General features: G+C 45.1%; 13 protein-coding genes and 1 CRISPR repeat array. All 13 genes read left to right on the top strand.

Annotation, left to right across the window (positions count from 1 at the left end):
• Window positions 1-7 precede the first annotated feature (7 nt).
• The 13 genes from QMK20_RS10805 (at window position 8) to cas1c (ending at window position 16901) form a co-directional block, all read left to right on the top strand.
• On the top strand, window positions 8-850 hold the full coding sequence (locus QMK20_RS10805) for a hypothetical protein (protein WP_283655693.1): 843 nt from the start codon (window positions 8-10) through the stop codon (window positions 848-850).
• Window positions 851-877: 27 nt separating this feature from the next.
• Window positions 878-1393 (top strand): WXG100 family type VII secretion target, encoded by a 516-nt coding sequence (locus tag QMK20_RS10810; protein WP_283655694.1) that lies wholly within the window; start codon window positions 878-880, stop codon window positions 1391-1393.
• A gap of 244 nt (window positions 1394-1637) precedes the next feature.
• The gene (locus QMK20_RS10815; RefSeq protein WP_013309990.1) at window positions 1638-1913 is read left to right on the top strand and encodes a WXG100 family type VII secretion target; all 276 of its coding nucleotides are present in this window, start codon (window positions 1638-1640) and stop codon (window positions 1911-1913) included.
• A gap of 207 nt (window positions 1914-2120) precedes the next feature.
• Window positions 2121-4145 carry a serine/threonine-protein kinase gene (locus QMK20_RS10820; protein ID WP_283655695.1) on the top strand — a complete coding sequence of 675 codons (2025 nt, stop codon included), beginning with the start codon at window positions 2121-2123 and terminating at the stop codon, window positions 4143-4145.
• Window positions 4146-4219: 74 nt separating this feature from the next.
• Window positions 4220-4972 carry a vWA domain-containing protein gene (locus QMK20_RS10825; RefSeq protein WP_025685035.1) on the top strand — a complete coding sequence of 251 codons (753 nt, stop codon included), beginning with the start codon at window positions 4220-4222 and terminating at the stop codon, window positions 4970-4972.
• A 12-nt stretch (window positions 4973-4984) separates the two neighbouring features.
• The gene (locus QMK20_RS10830; protein ID WP_283655696.1) at window positions 4985-5821 is read left to right on the top strand and encodes a hypothetical protein; all 837 of its coding nucleotides are present in this window, start codon (window positions 4985-4987) and stop codon (window positions 5819-5821) included.
• Between the two features lie 247 nt (window positions 5822-6068).
• Entirely contained in the window at window positions 6069-6878 is an 810-nt protein-coding gene (locus tag QMK20_RS10835; RefSeq protein WP_283655697.1) for an SDR family oxidoreductase, read from the top strand.
• A 245-nt stretch (window positions 6879-7123) separates the two neighbouring features.
• Window positions 7124-8570: a CRISPR direct-repeat array (repeat unit 32 nt; unit sequence GTCGCACTCTATATGAGTGCGTGGATTGAAAT).
• 445 nt (window positions 8571-9015) lie between these two features.
• On the top strand, window positions 9016-11505 hold the full coding sequence (cas3, locus tag QMK20_RS10840) for a CRISPR-associated helicase Cas3' (protein ID WP_283655698.1): 2490 nt from the start codon (window positions 9016-9018) through the stop codon (window positions 11503-11505).
• Between the two features lie 113 nt (window positions 11506-11618).
• Window positions 11619-12338 (top strand): type I-C CRISPR-associated protein Cas5c, encoded by a 720-nt coding sequence (gene cas5c, locus QMK20_RS10845; protein WP_283655699.1) that lies wholly within the window; start codon window positions 11619-11621, stop codon window positions 12336-12338.
• Window positions 12335-14287: a type I-C CRISPR-associated protein Cas8c/Csd1 gene (gene cas8c, locus QMK20_RS10850; protein WP_283655700.1), complete on the top strand. Its 1953-nt coding sequence runs from the start codon at window positions 12335-12337 to the stop codon at window positions 14285-14287. Before cas5c ends, cas8c begins: the two co-directional genes overlap by 4 nt.
• Before the next feature lie 64 nt (window positions 14288-14351).
• Window positions 14352-15227 carry a type I-C CRISPR-associated protein Cas7/Csd2 gene (gene cas7c, locus QMK20_RS10855; protein WP_283655701.1) on the top strand — a complete coding sequence of 292 codons (876 nt, stop codon included), beginning with the start codon at window positions 14352-14354 and terminating at the stop codon, window positions 15225-15227.
• A complete protein-coding gene (gene cas4, locus QMK20_RS10860; protein WP_283655702.1) occupies window positions 15214-15873 on the top strand; it encodes a CRISPR-associated protein Cas4 in 660 nt (219 codons plus the stop codon). The genes cas7c and cas4 overlap by 14 nt, the downstream gene beginning before the upstream one ends.
• Window positions 15870-16901, top strand: coding sequence for a type I-C CRISPR-associated endonuclease Cas1c (cas1c, locus tag QMK20_RS10865; RefSeq protein ID WP_283655703.1), 1032 nt, complete (start codon window positions 15870-15872; stop codon window positions 16899-16901). The genes cas4 and cas1c overlap by 4 nt, the downstream gene beginning before the upstream one ends.
• The last annotated feature ends 2 nt before the right edge of the window (window positions 16902-16903 follow it).

Raw genomic sequence — 16903 nt, forward strand, 5'->3', positions numbered from 1 at the left:
GCTCATAATGTTAACGTTTCAAGCTTCCAAGCAGAAGTTAATAACCCTCAAGTCGAAGGAATTGTTTTTCCTGGCAGGCGTTCTGGGTTCTGACAGACTGCTTGGGGTGGAAGATCCGTTTAAGGGCTATCTGGCAGAAGAGTTGGCGGAAGAGTGGGAGCAGGTAAAAGCCTCTCTTCTGGAAAAGGGGTATTTAAAGCGGGTAGATGAGGGTACTGAGTTGGCAATGCCCCCTACGGTTTTTTCGAGGGTTGCTATCGCGGGATTATCTAGCCGGGCTTGCCGCATACGCTATTCGCGGGGCGGTAAGCAGTTCGAAGGTTACCTCCATTGCACGAACGAGCGTGTCGTGGAGCTAGTAAAATCCGTTGATGAACCCGATGAGTACCGTCTGTATGATCTGGGTAATGTGGAGAAGGCTTGCGAGACATTGATTGATAAAATGGGCTGGGTAGATCGGCTTGTGCCTGAATCTCCTGCGCTCATGTTCTCCAAGCAGGCATTTAATAAAATTTACGAGCAATCAGCAGGAGAGAGTGTGTCTCTAATCAGCAGTAAACTGACCGAGGCTAGCGGAGATGCAGAGGGGTCTGCGAGACTTGCCCGGTCATTGAGTTCCCGTATAGCTGAAGGAGAACTGCAATTGCTGGTCTGGAACGGCAGGGAGTGGGAATCACAGCGGGTTGCGTTTGTCCTGTGTCCAACGATGAACTGGATATTTCGTATGAGCTCTAATGGCAACGGAGATTGGCTTATTGCAGCCATGGCATCAAGAGATCAGTTTGTGGATTTATTATTAAATTGGCTGCGACAGTCGGCAGAAACTGAAGAAGCGACAGAAGAAGGGTGATGGATATGCGCATTCGAGTTGAACCGGATGTGCTTCGGGGGGCTTAGCGGGCAGCTACAGCATGCGGCGGAGCAAATTCAACAGTTAACAGCAGGGTTGGAGCAGGCGTTACAATCGATGGATTGGGATGTATCTACACGTGAGACTGTCTTGAATCATTGGATGCAGGCCAAGCGAATGTCGGAGCAAATTCATGCTTACCTCCATACATCAGGTGCACAATTGAATCAAAAGGCAGAACAGTTCCAGTCTGTTGACCACAACTATCATACGATTCTGTCATCTGCCAGCCAACCATTAGGACGACCAGTTACAATGCTGGATTGGTCGAATCAGCAGTCATCGTCTATTTTGCCCGGGCAACCTTCAGAAGGAAGCGGTCCGATTTCGGACCCGCAGTCTGTCGTGAATGCTATTGCTGGTGTACAGTCGTCGGATGCAGGTACGCTGAATCAGGATATTTTGAAGCAGGCGTCCTCCAGCAATCCGCAGGAATGGTATTTTGTTGACCCGGCTATAGTTAGGGATCAGCCTGTCGCTTAGTAGATTCTCGGGACTCTCCTGCCTGGTCACATGAGGCCATATAAATTCAGTTCATGGAATCCTGATTTTTTGGGACTTATTAGGTACTAATTCTATTGATATTATATTGTTAGATGCTGTTTTATAGTCAAAAAGTGGGGTTATTACAATTAGGACCTTCGCCTTTTGTAGGAAATTAAATAAACATAGTACAATTTGAACCAGTTAAACAAAACATTTAATATCATCAAGGAGGACTCATAATATGGCAGGACGTATTTTAATTACCCCGGAACAGGTCGATCAGGTAGCCAACCAATTTAAACAAAGCGGTGAACAAAGCCAGCAGATCGTTTCCAGCTTGACACAATCCATCTCAGGCATGGAAGGTCAATGGGAAGGTATGACCAAACAACGTTTCTTTCAAGAGTTTCAGGAAGCCAGCAAACAAATGCAAGCTTTCGTAACGACTTTGAACAGCATCAGCCAGGAACTGACGGCTATCGCTAATAAATTCCGTACTGTTGACCAAACGAAGTAAGATGCGAGATAGGCATCACCTTATAATATACCACTCTATGAGGAAGCAATATATATGAACCATTTCTTGTGGTTTGTACATTTGGTATAGTGGTTATCAGGAGAAACCGGGCGATCTTCGGATACCCGGTTTTCTTGCCATCCACAGATTGTATATAATAGGGTGTGGAAACTAGCATACTGAACGATGTAAGGAGAGGGATGTTCCATGTCTTTTCAACCGAATCCGGGAGACGAATTGATCATAAACGGCACAGCCTATGTGGTTGGGCGACATCCTGCTGCACCCGGTTTGGCTTATGCTCAAGCAGGGCGGCAGGGGATCGTATACCAGTTGAATGCCAAAAGCGGAGTGCCGCATGAGGCTAAAGCCCTTAAAGTGTTTTTTCCAAAGTTCCGTATCCCGGCTATGGTTTATCAATCAGAGCATATGGAAGCGTATGGGGATATCCCCGGGTTGCAGGTATGCAAGCGTGATGTGCTCACTCCAGAAAGAAACGGAAGTCTGATCGCCGAGCAGCCTGATTTGCTATATGCAGTGCTGATGCCATGGATTCATGGGACAACATGGTTCGATTGCCTCACAGCTCAGCAGCAGCTTGAGGCTTCCGATAGTCTGGCTTTGGCCAGAGCGCTGGCAGGGATCGGCTCAGCTATGGAGCAAAAAGGACTGGCACACTGTGATTTATCTGCGCCGAATGTCATGCTTCCGTTTTTTTCTGAAGTGGAACTGCCTGAAGGCACATCAGCTGTAGAATTGGTCGATGTGGAACAAATGTACAGTACCAAAATGGATCGTCCGGATGCTCTATTAGCGGGTTCGCCGGGGTATGCTGCGCACCGTACCGTTCACAGCGGATTATGGAGCGCGTATGCGGATCGTTTTGCAGGGGCCGTTATTATCGGCGAAATGCTGGGATGGTCAGACCGTGTGGTGGTCGATAAAGCGTGGGGCGAAAGTTATTTTGACCAGCATGAAATGCAGACGCCTTGCGAACGTTATTATATTTTACGCAAGTCGCTGGAAGCCCGTTGGGGAAGCAAAGTGGTGGAGCTGTTTAGCCGTGCCTGGGACAGCCAGGATCTGAGCAGTTGCCCTACCTTTGGTGAATGGCTGGTTGTACTCAATGCACTTACTGAGCAAGAGATTCCTGTTGAAGTAGAGACGGTGGAAACCGAGGCGACAGAGGCAGCAGCATTAGCTACTGGCGAGTCCGGGGAAGCTGCATCCTCCTTGGTTGCACCGCTCCAAGCGGAACAAGCTGCGATACTGAACCAGGCGATTGAGGAGCAAGGGGAGCGTGGGGTGACGGACAAGCTGTTCCGACAGGCACGTGAACTGGAGAAGCAAAACAAGCCTGCTGCGGCCCTAGAGGTATATCGGTCGTTGTATCATTTTGTAGAAGACGGCAGCCCTCTGCATGTGGAGGTATCGGCTGCCATTATGGGGCTGGAGGAGCAGTTGAACCCCAAGCCGCCTGAGCAGCCTGAAAAATCAGCAGCCTGGTACCGCTCCAAAACGTTCATTGTGACAACGGCGGCGGCTGTCGTTCTGCTGGCTGTTGGCATTCCAGCCGTGAATATTCTGGCTGATCAGTCCAATCAGCGGCAAATCGAGGCAACCAAGCAGGAAGAAGCCGCAAAGGCGGCGAAAGCGAAGCTGGCTGCCGAGCAGGAGGCCTCTCAAAAGGCACTGACGGAGAAGCAGCGGCAGGAAGCTGAGCAGCAGGCCAAACAACAGGCTCTTGCTGCCCAAAAGCAGCAGGAAGAGCAGAAAAAACAACAGGCCCTTGTAGCTCAGCAAGTTAAATATGAAGCCTACCTTGCTCAAAAGGAACAAAACAAGCAGGCGGCCGCCAAGCTGGCAAAGCAGAAAGCGTATGATCAGCAGGCGAAATACGAAAAATATTTAGCCTGGAAAAAGAACGAGGCTGCCCGCGCAGCGCAGGAAGAGGCAGCACGTAAGGCGGCGGCAGAGGCGAAGCAAAAGCAAAAAGCATCAATTCATGCAAGTAACAAACAAAATGTTCTCCAGCTTATTTCCCTGTATAACAAGGCTTATGCTTCTCAGGAGGGCGGAAGCACGGCGAAGGCGAAGGGTTTTGCCAATCGTTTTAGAGCGTTGTACGAAAGTAATTCTTCCTATTATCGTTCGGTAGGCGAAGTTGGTTATCGCGCTTCCTCTATCTATAACTTTTTGAGCGATACGAATTTCAGACTGCCTAAAATTTAATTATTCATATTTTCAGATATGGATTGAATGACAGAAGTAGTTTAGAAGGTAACTGAGGGGAGCATGTGTAAACGATGAATTATACGATACAGGCTTCACAACGTACCCCCGCCCTGATCATTTACCTGATTGACATTAGCGCGTCAATGAACATGCTTATGGAGGGGCGGCGGCGAATTGATGTCGTATATGAAGCTATATCACTGGCGATCCGGCAGATGGTTTTCCGTTCGACGAAAGGGAATCGGCTGACTGCACGCTACCGGATTGCGATTTTGGCTTATAGTGACGACGTATATGATCTGCTCAACGGTGTGAAGGGGATTGATGAAATCGCAGCGATTGGTTCTTTGCCCGATTTGACGCCCAAACGGTTTTCAGATTCGGCAAAAGCTTTCTTGCAAGCCGAACGAATTTTACAGGCAGAGCTGCCGGGGATGCAGGATTGCCCTGCGCCTTTGGTTTGTCATATGACAGATGGTGTTTCCACAGGTGATGATCCAGAACCGATTGCGAAGCGTATTATGAGCATGAGCGTACCGGACGGCAATGTACTGGTGGAAAACATATTTTTATCGGACAGACTACTGGAAACGCCTATTCAGGACCCACGCCGCTGGAAAGGTCTTACGCATAATACGCCGTTACAGGATGAACATGCTGTGAAATTGCGTAATATGTCTTCTGTACTTCCTGAAAGCTATCGGGAAATGCTGTTTGAGGCAGATTATCAGCTAGGTGAGGGAGCAGTTATGATGCTGCCTGGAACCTGTCCGGAACTGGTGTCCATCGGTTTTCAAATGTCGGCCGCAACGCCTGTACGGTAAGGAGGAAAACGCATGAATCCACTGCTGTCTCTGCTCCCCACGAGCAAAAGGAAGGGAATAAATGCACGGCTGGCGCAGCGTTTTGCCTACATCAGCTCTCAGACGGGCGATCAGCCACTATCGACGCATCATAGCCGATTTATGTGCCGTTATGGTTACGGAAGGTCTGCCGAATCTGCCAGTATGGGTGAAAGCGGACAGGATTTCGCCGCAGTGCGTATTCATAAATCCGTCTGTTGTTTTGTTCTGTGTGATGGTGTCGGGCTTAGTTACCAGGGAGATTTTGCAGCCCGCTATTTGGGTTCCTCTTTGCTGGATTGGATGGAACAGGGGCAGGATCTGTCTGCCGATAAGCTGGGGCTGTACCTCGAACGCTTGGCGGGTACAGCTGCGGAGGAACTGGATCGGCAGCCTTTACACCATGAATCGGGCTTGATGCGTTCGGTGCTGGAGGATAAACGTCGTCAGGGAAGCCAGTCGATGTATATTTGCGGTAAAATCGAACTGCCAAAGCGCGGCACCCGCGGGCGTCTCAGACTTGCCTGGCAAGGAGATTCACGATTGCGGCTGTGGAACGGGACGGAGGAGATCAGCGAATTGTTTGATCATACCTTTTCCACAGCGGAACGCTGGTCCACAAACCGCGGGCCGATTGGAGGTAAGCCTCATTGGTACGAAAGAAGTATACCCGCAGATATGCCGATGAGATTACAGGTATATAGTGACGGATTATCCGATTTGGACCCTATTCGTGAGCCTGTCCCTGATGAGCAGATACAGGTTTTGCTGGATGCCTCCCATACCGGAGGGCTTGATGATGATGCGGCATTTATTGAATTGCAGTGGTAAATGGAATAAGAAAAGGACGTATGCATCCATACTGATGGCTGCATAACGTCCTTTTTTGATGAATACATAGAAAGAAACTAAAGGTCAACAAGAAAGGAGAAGAAAAGGTGCGATAATGGGTGTATGATTGGTCCTTTTCTTGAATATCGCAAAGGAATAGCAAAAAATGCGCAAAAATGGTGATTATAAAGTATACCTTTTTGGGTAATCTTGTGATTATACAGGATACTGAAAGGGAGCGATACATATGAGCTACACATTGGCAGGAGGCGCGCGCTTTGAAGGCAAAACGGCTCTGATCACGGGGGCTGGTTCTGGTATTGGCAAGGCAACAGCTATTCAAATGGCCAGAGAGGGAGCAAATGTTGCTCTTTTTGATGTCAGTAATGAACGGATTGTAGAGACGGAGAGAGAGATTAATGCTATACGTGAAGGTGCCGCTCGGGCTTTTGACGTGGATATTGCCGATCCGGTGCGTGTGGAAAAAGCAGTTTTGGAAGCAGTTGAACTGTTTGGCGGACTGCATATCATTTTTGCCAATGCGGGGATTAACGGGGTGGTCGGACCGATTGAGGATTTGAGCATCGAGGATTGGCGGCAGACGCTGTCTACGAATCTGGACGGCACTTTCCTGACGGTGAAGTATACCGTACCGCATTTGAAAAAAAACGGTGGCGGCAGCATTATCATTACAAGCTCTATTAATGGAAATCAGCGCTTTACCAGCTTTGGAATGTCAGCCTACAGTACGTCCAAGGCAGGTCAAACCGGTTTTGCTAAAATGGCTGCGCTGGAGCTAGCCAAGTTCCGTATTCGTGTCAATGTCATCTATCCGGGAGCTATTTCGACGAATATTGATGAAACAACGGAGAAATCCGAAAGGTTAAAGCAGATTACCATCCCCGTTCAGTTTCCCGAAGGAGGGCAGCCGTTGGCTGATGGGCCCGGTCAACCCGAGCAGGTAGCTGATTTGGTGACATTCTTGGCTTCCGATCATTCGCGTCATATTACTGGTGCGCAAATTGTGATTGACGGGGCGGAATCCTTATTGTTTTAGTGCTAAAGAATTCTCTGTGAGGGAAAAATGTTTTGTGGTATCCTGAGTGTAACGTCTTGGTTAAGGTGCGAATGTGAAGCTCACATAAAAACCCCGGATCCTTCGCACCTCGAAATTTGTCGAAAAGGATTATAATCCACTTTCTATAATAGAAGTCAAGGGTGGATTCAAGCTTTTTTAGCATCGTTTTTTGCGGAAATGTATGGAATTGATATCATTAGAGTATCAATTGCTGTATTTTCGCTGTCGCACTCTATATGAGTGCGTGGATTGAAATTCGCCTCCACTGTAATTTTTGCGAAAGGTTGTCAATGGTCGCACTCTATATGAGTGCGTGGATTGAAATATCAACGGTCAATGTGAGTGTACCGGATAACGTGGTCGCACTCTATATGAGTGCGTGGATTGAAATTTCTTGCCCCCGCAGATAAGTGACCTCGATTGTGTCGTCGCACTCTATATGAGTGCGTGGATTGAAATTTTGCATAATCTACGTAACGTATACGCCGACATATGTCGCACTCTATATGAGTGCGTGGATTGAAATTTGTTCCTCTCGGTTGTATCCCGCATGGTTTCGGGTCGCACTCTATATGAGTGCGTGGATTGAAATAACAAGCAGGATCAGGAGCCGCAGGACCTACCGTTCAGGTCGCACTCTATATGAGTGCGTGGATTGAAATAGAAAAATAATTAATTTAATTAAATAAATAAAAGTCGCACTCTATATGAGTGCGTGGATTGAAATGCTACTGGATATGCTCCAAGCTATTCGGAGAGCAGGTCGCACTCTATATGAGTGCGTGGATTGAAATAAGTTTTCGTTTGAGAATATGAGGCGTGCCTCCGTCGCACTCTATATGAGTGCGTGGATTGAAATTGCCTACGAGCTGAAACCGGATCCAGCGGCTCGTATAGTCGCACTCTATATGAGTGCGTGGATTGAAATTCCCAACGATCCAGACCCCACGTCGCGGAACTAATGTCGCACTCTATATGAGTGCGTGGATTGAAATTAGAAATAACTCTAAATAAAATTCGTCTTTTACGAACGTCGCACTCTATATGAGTGCGTGGATTGAAATATCAGCGCTCCAAAAGCCGCCTATTCGTTTTACGATCGTCGCACTCTATATGAGTGCGTGGATTGAAATAGCTCGGAGCGCTCCAGGTACGTGCAGGGGAGCTGGGTCGCACTCTATATGAGTGCGTGGATTGAAATCGGTTGTCTGATGCTTGTGGAGTAGGCCACATTTTCGTCGCACTCTATATGAGTGCGTGGATTGAAATATTTTCACTTTATAGAAGACGACGAAATTATTTGTCGCACTCTATATGAGTGCGTGGATTGAAATAGATGAACAATATCGCAATGACAAGAAAGATAGAGTCGCACTCTATATGAGTGCGTGGATTGAAATATCTTGGATGTGCCGCCTGTTATTGACTATTTTGGTCGCACTCTATATGAGTGCGTGGATTGAAATTTCTTGCTCGTCGCACATCTTTTGGAATTGCTCGTGTCGCACTCTATATGAGTGCGTGGATTGAAATCGCCACCTCGAGTGTTTTTCTTACCGTCTGAATCTAACGTCGCACTCTATATGAGTGCGTGGATTGAAATTATTATTACCTGTCGAACCTGGAAACAGCGGAAGAAGTCGCACTCTATATGAGTGCGTGGATTGAAATTAACTGTTATAGTTACTGTTAAATTTTGAATATTAAGTCGCACCTATATGAGTGTGTGGATTGAAATCGTGGAGGGTGTAAGCGAGGGATAGGAACTTAGGTCCCATTCTCTGTTGTATAGAGAGTTCGTGAGTTGAAAATGGGATAGGCAGTTTCATTTAATTTGGGTATACGCCAAGAATCCTCAGAGGGAAGCCTCTGGGGATTCTTAAATGCTTGATTCAGCTTAACTATTGAATTTTTCTTTTAATTTATTTTTTTGGAGGAAAAGGTAAATAAATGTCAAAAGAGTAAAAGTAAATATATCTTTGTTCCTTTTTATCAACATATTGGTAAACAGATCTTAGTTCATAAGCATCGTTCAGCAGAACGTAAAGCCAACATTGAACAAAAGTATAGGCATATTCAGACGAACACCCCAACCATTGAATAAGGAGATTAAAACATGCAATATATCGCCCACATACGGGAAAGTGACCAAGAGATTCAGACGGTAGCAGACCACCTGTTGGAAACTCAACAGCTAGCAGAATCTTATGGAGACAAAATAGGTATCCGACATATTACTGGACTCGCTGGTATGCTGCATGATTTGGGCAAATACACAGAAAATTTTCAAGATTACATACGTTTGGCGGTGCAAAATCCTGACAATCCACCGAAACGAGGAAGCGTAGATCATTCTACCGCTGGTGGAAAGTTATTGTACAATCTTTTTCACATTCAACCTCAAGGGACATTTGATAAGCAGGATTTCATGAACAAAGCTTTATTATCCGAAGTTGTAGGGAATGCGATTATTTCACACCATGCATATCTGCAGGATTTTTTAGACCCCGACCTGGAATCAAAATTTTTGGATCGGGTGCGTGATCGAGAGCTGGAAGGATTTGATCATGCAGTCGGTCTTTTTTATGAGCAGGTGATGGAGAAATCTACATTTTACCATTATGTGAATCTAGCAGGGGCCGAGTTGGCTCATTATATGAAACGGGATCATAATCCAGACGTTGAACTCAAAATGATGTTCTTATCCAAGTTTGTTTTTAGCGCTTTGATTGATGCGGATCGCACGAATACCCGTTGTTTTGAAGAAATTAATATTAAAGGCGAAAAGAATGACAATGAACCGATGAATCGCCAACAGCTATTTCAAACGTATTACGAAAGATTAATGGAGCGTATTAACGCTCTGCAATCAGGAGAGAACGCCGAGACAACCATTAATCTGCTTAGAAAACAAATGTCCGAGCAATGTGAGCAATTTGCAGACAAGCCTTCGGGGATACATACGCTCTCCATACCCACTGGGGGTGGAAAAACGCTGGCTAGTCTGCGTTATGCCCTCAAGCATGCGGTCACATTCAAAAAGAAGCATATCATCTACGTCGTTCCATTCACGACGATTATTGAACAAAACGCTCAGGAGGTTCGCAAAATTATACGGGATGACGCTAACATTCTGGAGCATCACTCGAATGTGGTCATGAACGAGGTAGAAGATATAGATCGGCAGGAGCATGAGCTTGAAGATGTTGTTGTGAATACACATCAAAAATTAAAGCTGGCTAAGGATAATTGGGATTCGCCCATCATTTTCACGACCATGGTGCAATTTTTAAATGTACTTTACGCAGATGGCAGCAGAAATGTCCGCAGACTTCACAATTTGAGTGAGTCTGTCATCATTTTTGATGAGGTTCAAAAAGTCCCCATTCACTGCATTTCATTGTTTAATCAAGCGCTGAATTTTTTGAAAATGTATGCCAGTTCAAGTATTGTTCTTTGCACTGCTACCCAACCGGAATTGGATTTTGTACATAACAAGCTGGACATTGAGCCGGATGCGGAAATAGTGCATGATCTCGATCATGTCATAGAGAAGTTTAAGCGGGTTGAAATTGTTGACAAGGCGACGAACGGCACTGTAAATACGGAAAAGCTTGCCGATTTTGTTGAGCAAAAGCTCGCTGATGAGCCAAGCGTACTCGTTATTCTCAATACAAAAGCGGTGGTCAAAAATTTATATCTTCGACTAACAGAAGGAAACAGTGCAATCCCGGTTTACCACCTAAGTACTTCCATGTGTCCGGCTCATCGCAATCGCATATTGGAGAAAGTAAAACAACATTTAAATGATAAGGAACCTGTCGTTTGTATCAGCACACAACTCATCGAGGCAGGAGTGGATATTAGCTTTACCTGTGTCATTCGATCCTTGGCTGGTCTGGATTCGATTGCACAAGCGGCAGGCCGATGTAATCGCCACGGAAGAGATGAAACAAAGCAGGTGTATGTCATTGATCATGAAGAAGAGAATCTCAAGCGGCTCAAAGAAATTAAAATCGGCAAAGAAATTACCAGAAAAATACTCATTGACTTAAAACGTGACAAAACCTGCTACGGTGGTAACGTATTATCCGCACAGGCTATGGAAATATATTTCCAAAAATATTATACCGAGCTGGCAACCGACTTGAACTATTTTATACCTAAGCTAAGAAAAAACATGACTGAGCTATTAACTGTTAGTCGCAGTGAAAATACGTACTATCGCTCTTATTACGATGAAAAGGGCACGATTCTTCCTTTATTTTTAGCGAATAGCTATAAGACCGCAGCAGAATACTTTCAGGTCATTAAAGATCATACAACAGCAGTTATCGTTCCATATGGAGATGGAGAGAAGGAAGGAAAAGAGATTATCGCTGATCTCAACGGACAGCAAAGCATAGAGGATCTCAGTAGTCTGCTGCGCAAAGCACAGCAATTCACCATTAATATATTGCACCATGAGAAAGAAGAACTGGATCACAATAAGGCGCTGATTCCTTATTTGGATGGAAAGATATGGGCTTTGACTGAGAGGGCCTATGATGATTTATTTGGGCTGAATCTTCACAATGATAGTTTGCATGATGGTTTTATTCTCTAAGAATGCCTTTATGGGAGATAAAGAGCCTATATTTTGCATTGACTGACCATGCCAAAAGTAATATTCTGGTACTATGTTTAGATAAAAAGACCTAGAAAGGAGGAAGATTCCAGTTGAGAAACGCAATCGAATTTAGAGTGTATGGAGATTATGCACTGTTCACTGACCCGCTAACCAAGCTGGGTGGTGAGAAACTAACCTACAGTGTCCCCACCTATCAGGCATTAAAAGGGATCGTAGAAAGTATTTATTGGAAGCCTACCATTACGATGGTAATAGACAAGGTTCGTGTCCTAAATGCTATACGAATGGAATCGAAGGGGATTCGGCCCATTGAATATAGCGGCGGTAATACGCTTGCTAATTATACCTATCTCAAAGACCCTTGCTATGAGGTTCAGGCTCATTTTATTTTTAATCCGCATCGTCCCGAGATGGAATATGATCGTAATGAGAATAAACATCATAACATTCTTAAACGCTCGCTGCTTGCGGGTGGACGCCGAGATATTTTTCTGGGTACACGTGAATGTCAGGCTTATATAGAGCCATGTGTTTTTGGTGAGGCACCCGGGTTCTATGATAACTATGGCGACATTCATTTGGGAAACATGGTACATGGGATTAACTACCCGGATGAGACAGGCAGGAATCAGTTGGAGGTACGCTTGTGGGAGCCTGTGATGAAGGATGGAGTCATAGAATTTATTAAACCAGAGGAATGCACCAAGGTTCGCGTCATAGCAGAGATGCAGCCCAAACGGTTTGATGAAAATAACGTTCAGGCCGCTGATGAGCTGCTTGCAGAGTGGGAGGGGTGGGGCATGAAATGAGCTGGCTGTTAAATCTATATGAAACATATAATTCCAACGACAAATGTGTCGGCGTGATTGAAAAAAAGTATAATGATCGCGAATACACGCTCCTACCCATCGCTCATACAACCCAAAATGCACAAATTGAAGTGGAAATTACCGAACAAGGTGATTTTCATTCAGCCAGAGTGTTGGACAAAACCGAGTTTAGTACATTAATTCCTTGTACAGAAAAGTCGGCCAGCCGGGCTGGCTCTGTCGTAGCACCTTATCCACTGCATGATAAATTAAGTTATGTAGCCGGAGATTTTGTCGCTTATGGTGGAAAGATCAAAAAAGAAGAGCCTTTTGCGGCTTATATCCAACAGTTAGAGGGTTGGGCTAATTCGGAGTTTGCTACGCCCAAGCTGAAAAGCATCTATCGTTACTTGAGCAAGCGCCGACTGATTCAAGACTTGGTAGTTGGAGAGCCTGTTTTATATCTGGATGCGGATCAGAAATTAATAACTACATGGGACAAGAAGTACGAACCTTTACATGGAGAAAAACCACGTATATTTACGGCAGTTCCCGGTGAAGTGGATAGCGTATTTATTCGTTTTAACGTGTATTCACCAGATAAAGCGTTAACTAAAGTCTGGAAGGATACAGAACTATATGATTCATTTATTGGTTACTACAGCCAGCTATTGGGCGAGGAAGACATATGTTATGTAACCGGGGAGAAGCTTCCCGGTACAGATAAACACGCGAATAAAATCAGAAATTCCGGAGATAAAGCCAAGCTGATTTCCGCCAATGATACGAGCGGCTTCACGTTCAGGGGAAGGTTTACTCACAGTCATGAAGCAGCAACCATCAGCTACGAGGTATCTCAAAAAGCTCATAATGCCTTAAAGTGGCTGATTCAACGTCAAGGAAAAATCATGGAAAATCGTGTCTTTCTCGTCTGGGGGAATGATTCCCCGGAAGTGCCATGCCTTACGGACAATGACAACATCTTTGCAATGGAATTTGGTTCTGAATCATCGCGGCCGATAACCCTCAAAGCCCATACTAACCAAGAGTTTGCTTTTGATCTGGCCAAAGCGCTATCGGGTTATCGTAATAAATTGGCTATCAAATCGGCGTCCAAAGCAAACGTCAATATTCTTGTGCTTGACTCAGCGACAACGGGACGCATGGCGGTTCTGTATTATCGAAACTTGGATAAAAAATTGTATTTTGACAAGCTAATAGACTGGCATTCTAAATGTGCCTGGCTGCACCGTTATCAAAAGGACGGGCAAGGTGATCTGCTACAATTTTGGGGAGCGCCGGCGACGAAGGACATTGCTTTTGCGGCCTACGGTTCGAAGGCGAATGACAAGCTTGTTAAAGGGCTGATGGAACGAATGCTTCCCTGTATTGTAGATGGTCGAAGAATTCCGCAGGATATTGTAAGGAGTGCTACTCACCGTGCCTCTAATCCGGTAGCTATGGATAAATGGGAATGGGAAAAGACACTGAGTATAACATGTGCATTGATTAACGAACGGGAGGGATACGATGTGGCATTAGATAAAGAAAATACGGATCGCAGTTATTTATTTGGCAGATTGTTGGCGATAGCTGATGTGATGGAACGAAACGCATTAGACAAGGATGAGAAGCGATCTACGAATGCAATTCGATATATGAGTGTATTTTCACAGCATCCGGAAAGAACCTGGAGAACCATTCAGAATGCTTTGCAGCCGTATCAAGCCAAATTCGGCAAACAACTAAACTATTATTCCAGTATGATTGATGAGGTTGCTTCACAAATCCCGTTTGATGAATTTAATAACGAGCCGCTGACCGGGAAATATTTGCTTGGATTCTACAGCCAGCGCTACAAGCTCTATCAGAAGACGGAGAAAAAGCAGGATGAGGGTAATCATGCAGGAGATGAAGACCATAAGGAAGACAGTAGCTCAGGTATGTGAATGAATAGCAGTAATCATAGCAATCGTTATAAATACAGAGCAACATTAAAAGGAGAATCCTAACATGTCTATTTTGGATCATAAAATTGATTTTGCGGTTGTAATGTCTGTCACAAAAGCCAATCCCAATGGCGATCCGTTGAATGGCAATCGCCCACGGCAAAATTACGATGGTTATGGCGAAATTTCAGATGTGGCTCTGAAACGGAAAATAAGAAATCGTCTGCAAGATATGGGCGAGTCTATTTTTGTTCAATCGAATGATCGGAAGTCAGATGCTTTTCATAGTTTAAGAGAACGTGCAGATGCCAACCCTGAATTGGAAAAATTCTTTAAGGGCAAGGAAAGCTCAAGTGATGAATTTGCTAGAATTGCTTGTCAGGAATGGATAGATGTTCGTAGCTTCGGTCAAGTGTTTGCGTTCAAGGCGGCAAGTAAGGGAGCAGGAGTGTCTGTTGGGGTAAGAGGGCCTGTATCTATACATACAGCAACCAGTATAGATCCTATTGATATTACAAGTATGCAAATTACCAAAAGTGTAAACTCCGAACCCGGCAAAGAAAGAGGCTCCGATACGATGGGGATGAAGCATCGGGTGGATTTTGGTGTGTACGTTTTTAAGGGAAGCATCAATACACAGCTAGCTGAAAAAACAGGATTTACACACGAAGACGCGGCGAAGATCGGGGAAGCGCTGATTAGCTTGTTTGAAAATGACGTATCATCGGCCCGTCCTGACGGCAGTATGGAGGTTCATAAGGTCTATTGGTGGGAGCATCCTTCCAAGCTTGGAAAATACTCATCTGCTAAAGTACATCGTTCTTTGGAAGTGAAACCGAAAGAAGATGTAAGTGCAATCGACAAATCTTTTGACACCCATTATGAATGTATAGTAACACCGCTCGAAGGCTTAGAGGTCCAAGAGTATGCAGGGCTATAACGAAGAAGATTATTTGCTATTATCCGGTATACAGCATTTTAATTTTTGTAGAAGACAGTGGGCGCTTATTCACATTGAGCAGCAATGGGAAGAAAATGTGCGGACGATTGAGGGGGATCATTTACACCGAAAAGCGGATCAGCCGATGATTCGTGAGAAAAGAGGAGATAAACTCATCGTACGCGCGTTGCCTATACATTCCAGAGAACTTGGGATTACCGGAATCTGTGACGTCGTAGAGTTTGTACGGGATGCTCATGGGGTTCCGCTGGCAGGGGAGGAAGGTATGTACCTTCCTTTTCCTGTGGAATACAAGCGCGGCAAACCCAAACGAAATGATTCAGATCATTCTCAGTTAGTTGCACAAGTGATGTGTCTTGAAGAAATGCTCGTGTGTGATATTGCAAAAGGTTACTTTTATTACGATGAGATCAAGCATCGGGTAGAGGTCATGATCACTGCTGCTGACCGTGAACGGGTGCGAGCAAGTATTCAGGAAATGCGGCATTATTTTGAGCGCAATCACACCCCTAAAGCTAAAGCGGGGCCACATTGCCAAAGCTGCTCGCTTCAACATATATGTGTGCCGGAAATTTTGAATAAAAGGTCTGTTTCCAGTTTCATTGAAAGCAGGATAGCTGAATGAAAAAATTACTGAATACGTTGTTTGTTACCTTGCCGGATACGTACTTGTCACTGGATGGGGACAATATCGTTATCAAACAAGAAGAGGCCATTTTGGCACGCTACCCGTTGCATAACCTGGAAGCTGTATGTACTTTTGGCTATGCAGGGGTAAGTCCGGGACTGATGGGTGCTTGTGCATCACGCAATATAGATTTAACCTTTATGACGCGAACTGGACGTTTCCTGGCACGTGTGATCGGAGAGAGTCGTGGAAATGTGGTACTCCGAAAAGAACAGTATCGGATTTCCGATGATGACAAAAGAAGTGCTCTTGTAGCCAGAAATATGATTATAGGCAAGATATATAATAATAAATGGATTTTGGAGCGAGCGACAAGGGACTATCCCCTACGTATTGACGCTGATCGAATGAAAAAGGTGACTGCTTCTTTAGCAGGGGCCATGCAGCAAGTCCGTGAAGTGGAGGATCTGGACATTTTGCGTGGTTTGGAGGGTGCGGCGGCTGTACAGTACAATTCGGTTTTTGATGAACTGATTTTGCAGCAAAAGAAGGATTTTTACTTCCATGGACGCAATAAACGCCCGCCGTTGGATAATGTCAATGCTTTATTATCTTTTGCCTACACACTTCTGTCCAACGATATGAAATCTGCACTGGAAGCTGTCGGTTTGGATGCTTATGTAGGTTTTCTGCATAGAGATCGTCCGGGGCGAGCTTCATTGGCACTGGATGTTATGGAAGAGCTTCGTGGAGTATATGCAGATCGTTTTGTCCTTACATTGATTAACAAAAAGTTGATTCATGGCAAAGGATTTTACAGGAAAGAAAATGGCGCTGTGATTATGGACGATGACACGAGAAAGATAGTATTGAAGGCATGGCAGGAACGCAAACAGGAAAAGATTATTCATCCTTATTTGAATGAGAAAATGTCTTGGGGGCTTGTGCCCTATTCACAGGCTTTGCTCTTGGCTAGACATATTCGGGGAGATCTGGACGAGTACCCTCCATTTTTGTGGAAGTAGGT

Origin of the sequence: Paenibacillus sp. RC334, from assembly GCF_030034735.1 — a bacterium.
Taxonomy (GTDB): domain Bacteria; phylum Bacillota; class Bacilli; order Paenibacillales; family Paenibacillaceae; genus Paenibacillus; species Paenibacillus terrae_A.